Annotated in this window: 6 protein-coding genes; 3 read left to right on the top strand and 3 right to left on the bottom strand. The window is 74.7% G+C overall.

Annotated elements, in window-relative coordinates; translation table 11 throughout:
* Positions 1-261: oligopeptide/dipeptide ABC transporter ATP-binding protein (locus F8279_RS29220; RefSeq protein ID WP_368668847.1), on the top strand; the 261-nt coding region annotated here is incomplete at its 5' end.
* Positions 262-361: 100 nt separating this feature from the next.
* On the opposite strand, the gene F8279_RS29215 is transcribed toward F8279_RS29220, so the two are convergent.
* The gene (locus tag F8279_RS29215) at positions 362-1,168 is read right to left on the bottom strand and encodes an SDR family oxidoreductase (protein WP_151501663.1); all 807 of its coding nucleotides are present in this window, start codon (positions 1,166-1,168) and stop codon (positions 362-364) included.
* A gap of 93 nt (positions 1,169-1,261) precedes the next feature.
* Between F8279_RS29215 and F8279_RS29210 the strand changes: the two genes are divergently transcribed.
* Positions 1,262-1,651, top strand: a complete 390-nt coding sequence (locus F8279_RS29210; RefSeq protein WP_151501662.1) for a hypothetical protein — start codon at positions 1,262-1,264, stop codon at positions 1,649-1,651.
* 34 nt (positions 1,652-1,685) lie between these two features.
* Here the strand turns inward: F8279_RS29210 and F8279_RS29205 are convergent, their stop codons facing one another.
* Both F8279_RS29205 and F8279_RS29200 read right to left on the bottom strand, forming a co-directional pair.
* A complete protein-coding gene (locus F8279_RS29205; RefSeq protein WP_151501661.1) occupies positions 1,686-2,393 on the bottom strand; it encodes a B3/4 domain-containing protein in 708 nt (235 codons plus the stop codon).
* A 31-nt stretch (positions 2,394-2,424) separates the two neighbouring features.
* A complete protein-coding gene (locus tag F8279_RS29200) occupies positions 2,425-3,033 on the bottom strand; it encodes a LysE family translocator (RefSeq protein ID WP_151501660.1) in 609 nt (202 codons plus the stop codon).
* Between the two features lie 29 nt (positions 3,034-3,062).
* Here F8279_RS29200 and F8279_RS29195 point away from each other — a divergent pair, with 29 nt between their 5' ends.
* A complete protein-coding gene (locus F8279_RS29195) occupies positions 3,063-4,541 on the top strand; it encodes a PLP-dependent aminotransferase family protein (RefSeq protein WP_151501659.1) in 1,479 nt (492 codons plus the stop codon).
* The last annotated feature ends 186 nt before the right edge of the window (positions 4,542-4,727 follow it).

The raw sequence follows: 4,727 nt of genomic DNA, 5'->3' as shown, positions 1-4,727 counted from the left end.
CCCGACGTCACCGCCCTCGGCCCCGCCGGACGCATCCGCCTCACCGGCGACGTCCCCACCCCACTCAACCCACCATCAGGCTGCCGCTTCCGCACCCGCTGCTGGAAAGCCACCGACCACTGCGCCACCGAAGAACCCGCACTGACCACCCGCGACGGCGGCAGACAGCAAACTGCCTGCCACTACCCCGAGCAGCAGGAGACACCGCTAGACGCACCCGTGGGAGCCACCCCCGATCCCGGCAGCAACGAACGCACCTGACCCACGACGGGGCCGGGGGCGACCGTGCCCGGCGCAGGGATCAAGCCTGACCGCCCGGAGCCGGGCACGGTCGCCCCCGGCCCTCAACAGCGACCACAGGCTAGGCAGAACGCCACGAGTGGGAGGAGAGAGCAGAAGCCTGCGGACCCATCAACAGCATCCCTCCGTCCACCGCCCACGACGCCCCCGTCACGTACGCCGCATCCGGTGAGGCGAGCATCGCCACCACCGCCGCCACCTCCCGGGCGTCACCGGGCCGTCCCACCGGCACGCCGGGCCGGTCCTGCGTGAACGGGTCGACGTCCTCCTGCCCGGTCATCGGCGTGGCGATCTCACCCGGGGCCACCGCGTTGACGGTGATCCCGTCGGCGGCCAGTTCCTGCGCCATCACCTTCGTGAGCAGGCCGAGCCCGCCCTTCGCGGCGCAGTACGCCGACGAGCCGACCCGGGGCGCGTGCTCGTGCACGCTGGTGATGTTGATGATCCGGCCGCCCCGCCCGGCCGCGCACATCCGCCGGGCGGCCCGCTGCGAGCACAGGAACGGGCCGTCCAGGTCGACCGCCAGCACCTCCCGCCACTTCTCCCAGCTCACGTCCACGAACGGCTCGGACAGGCCGGTGCCGGCGTTGTTGACGAGCACACCCAGGCCGCCGAGCCGGTCGGCCAGCTCGTCGACCACCGCCGCCGCTTCCGGGAGCCGGGTCAGGTCCAGCTCGGCGGTCTCGCAGCGGCGGCCGGTGGCGCGTACCTCGGTGGCGGTGCGGTCGGCGCCCGCCGCGTCGCCGTACCAGGTGATGCCGATGTCGTAACCGGCGTCGGCGAGCGCCACCGCGCACGCCTTGCCGATGCCGGAGTCCGCGCCGGTGACGACCGCGACGCGGTCGTAGTCCTCGTATCGTTCGGGCATGTCCGCGCACTACCCGTGGGTGGCGGCCTCAACCGGCCGGACGACCCCGGCTCGCCCGGCGGTTTCGTCGGGCCCGCTCGCTAGGGTACGGGCGTGATCGCCGATGACTCCGATGCCGTGACATTCCGCTTCCTGCGCATGATGCGTGCCGAGATAGGCGCCGAACGGGTGGGGGAGGATTCGCTCGGTCACACCGTCGACCTGGCCCGGCGCTGGTGGGGCACCGGCGACGCCGCCGACGCGCGACTCGCCGACGCCCTGCGGGAGCTGCACGGCGAGCCGGTCGACCTGGCCGATCCGCACGACGTGGCGGGTGCCGCGAGCGCTCTGACCGCCGACGCCGGTCTGCTCACCGAGCCGGACCCACGCGGCGCGGCGATTGCCCGGTTCGCCGCCAACGCCCGCCGGCTGCGCACCGGTGAGATCACCCCGGCCGAGTTCGACGACCTGATGCCGCGCGACCGCACCGACCCCGACGCCTGACCACGAGGACCGCCGGCGCAGCAAGCCGGCGGGGTCAGCCCGTCCGGACCGGCACGGCGAACTCCGGCGAGTCCGCGGTGAGCAGCGCCGTCCGCGCCGGCACGCGCCACTGTTCGTCCAGCGCCGCCGCCAGGTCGTCCAGCATCCGGCGTACGGTCGGCGCCGCGCCCTCGTGCATCGCCTCGACCACCACGAGTACCTCGGCGGTGTCGTCTCGTACCGCCGACGCGCCGCTCTGCCGGTGGCACCAGCGCCGGGCGTGCGCGTGTCCACCCTGGTCGGCGAAGATCACCTCGCCGGGCGCCGGGCGCTCGCTCTCCCCGCCGAGCCCCAGGTAGTGCTCCGTGCCCTCGGCCGGGCGCACGGTCAGGTCGCCGTCGATGCGGGCCAGGTCGAGCACCGCGACCGGCACCGCGTACCGGGTGGACAGCGCGTTGCCGAGGTCCACGAGCGGATGCAGCCGGGGCAGTTCACCGTCCCGTCGCAACCGGCGCAGCAGCGACTCGGCCGCGCAGCGGTAGCGGGTCGGCGGGCAGCCCATCCGGGTGAACGCGCGACGCCACGCCTGGATCTCCGGGAAGCCACCTTCCGGTCCGGCGGCGAGCCGGTCCCGGGCGGTGCCCAGATACCCGGTCAGCCGTGGCGTCACGTCGACGTCGGGCGTGACGCCCGTGGCGTGCAGGACGCCGCAGGTCAGTTCGGGGAAGGCCGACCAGATCTCGGGGGAGTGACGGAAACGCACGGGAGGACTCCTTGCAGGTGGTGAGGACGGGTCAGGCGGTGAACGCGAGGCCGAGGCCCAGGACGAGGAAGCTGCCGGCGAAGGCGTGCCGCAGCAGCCCGGTCAGCCGGGGCCGGGACAGCACCCGCCGGCGCAACGCGCCGGCCAGGAGCGCGTACCCGGCGAACACCAGCAGCGTGACGCCCATGAACACCAGGCCGCAGGCGAGCATGCGCACCGGGGCGGCGGGTGCGTACGGGGGTACGAACTGCGGTAGGAACGCCACGAAGAACACCGTCACCTTCGGGTTCAGCAGGTTCAGCAGCACCCCGTCCCGGAACACGGCCGCCACCGGACGCGGGGGCCGGTCATCGCCGAGGGCGAACGTGCCGCGGTCGCGCAGCGCCGACCAGGCCATCCAGAGCAGGTACGCCACACCCAGCCAGGTCACCACGCGGAACGCCGGGGTGCCGGCGCGCAGCAGGGCGGCCAGGCCGGTCACCGCGGCGATCACGTGCGGGACGAGGCTGAGCGTGCCCCCGGCGGCAGCGGCCAGGCCGGCCCGGCGTCCGGCGGTCACGGCGGTGGCGAGCGTGTGCATCATCCCGGTGCCCGGAGTGATCGCCACGACGAGCGAGGTCAGCAGGAAGGCGACTGTCATGTGGTCCAGCCTGTGGCCATAATGGTCCGATGGACAGGGCCAAAGTGATCGTGGTCGAGGAGTCCAAAGCGGCCGGTGCGGACTTCCTCCAGCTGGACGTCGGCGAGGCGCCGCCGGGTGGCCGAGCGGACTGGCTGGCCGCCCGGCTGCGGTCCGCGATCGCCGACGGCCGGGCGCCGGTGGGCACCCGCCTGCCGGCCAGCCGGGTGCTCGCCGCCGAGCTGGGCGTCTCCCGTGGCGTGGTGACCGAGGCGTACCAGCGGCTGGCCGAGGACGGGCAGGTGGCGGGACGCGGCCGGGCCGGAACGGTGGTGGTCGCCACGCCGGCCGCCGTGGTCACCCGGCCGCCCGAGCCGAGGAGAGCACCGGAGGTGTTCGCCACCCGGCCCGGCTTCGACGCCTTCGACGCGTTGCGCGCCGTGCCCGCGCAGGTGGACCTGACTCCCGGCGTACCCGATCTGGCGGTCTTTCCCCGCGCGGCCTGGTTGCGGGCCGAGCGGGCCGTGCTGCACCGGATGACGCCCGCCGCGCTCGGCTACGGCGATCCGATCGGGACGCCCGCGCTGCGACTGGCGGTCGCGAACTGGCTGGCCCGAAACCGGGGCGTCCGCGCCGACCCGGCCGAGGTGGTGATCGTGGCCGGGGTGTCCCAGGCGCTCGGCCTGCTCGCGCGCGTGCTGCACGACCGGGGTACGCACACCGTGGCGGTGGAGGATCCCGGCTCCCTCGGCGTACGGCAGCACCTGGCCTACTCCGGGCTGGCGACACCGCCGGTGCCGGTGGACGACCGGGGACTGTGCGTCGACGAGCTGGAGCGCTCCGGCGCGCCGGCCGTGCTGCTCACCCCGGCGCACCAGTTCCCGACCGGTGTGGTGCTCGACGGCGACCGGCGCCGGCGGCTGCTGCGGTGGGCACGCGGCGGCGGCCTGGTGGTGGAGGACGACTACGACGCCGAACACCGCTACGACCGGCCGCCGGTGCCGGCGCTGCGTGCCATGGCGCCGGACCGGGTCTGCTACGTCGGCAGCATCTCCAAGCTGCTCGCGCCGGCGCTGCGGATCGGCTGGATGCTGGTGCCGCCCGCGCTGCACGCCGGCGTGGTGGCCGCGAAGCGGGCGGCCGACCTCGGCAACGCGGCGTTGCCGCAGCTCGTGCTGGCCGAGCTGATGGAGTCCGGCGCGCTGGAACGGCACCTGCGGCTGCTGCGCCATCGGCACGTACGCCGACGGGACGCGATGATCCGGGCGGTCCGCGCGTACCTGCCGGGGGCTGTGGTGCACGGCGCGGCGGCCGGGCTGCACCTGATGGTCACGCTGCCCGGCGACGTCGACGACCGGGCGTTGGCGGCGGCGGCGCTGCGCCGCGGCGTCAAGGTCCACCCGCTGTCCTGGCACGGCCAGCGCCCGCAGCCACCCGGCCTGGTCCTCGGGTACGCGGCGACCCCACCCTCCGGCATCGACCGAGCCCTCGCGACGGTGGCCGACGCACACCGAACCCTGCCTGGTTGATCAAGGAGTTCATGTCCGAGTCGATCTCCCCGAAGGACACAAACTCCTTGATCAACTGGGGAGAGGCGGGGCGGGCAGCGGGGCGGGCGGGGACGGCGGGGATGGCGGGGAGTAGAGGGCGGCCAGGGCGGCGGCGGTTTCGGGCAGGCGGGGGGGCCGCGGGGGGGGGGAGAGGACCTCCACCTC

The organism is Micromonospora sp. AMSO1212t (assembly GCF_008868145.1).
GTDB classification, from domain to species: domain Bacteria; phylum Actinomycetota; class Actinomycetes; order Mycobacteriales; family Micromonosporaceae; genus Micromonospora; species Micromonospora tulbaghiae.
This window is presented reverse-complemented; position numbering and strand designations above follow the sequence as displayed.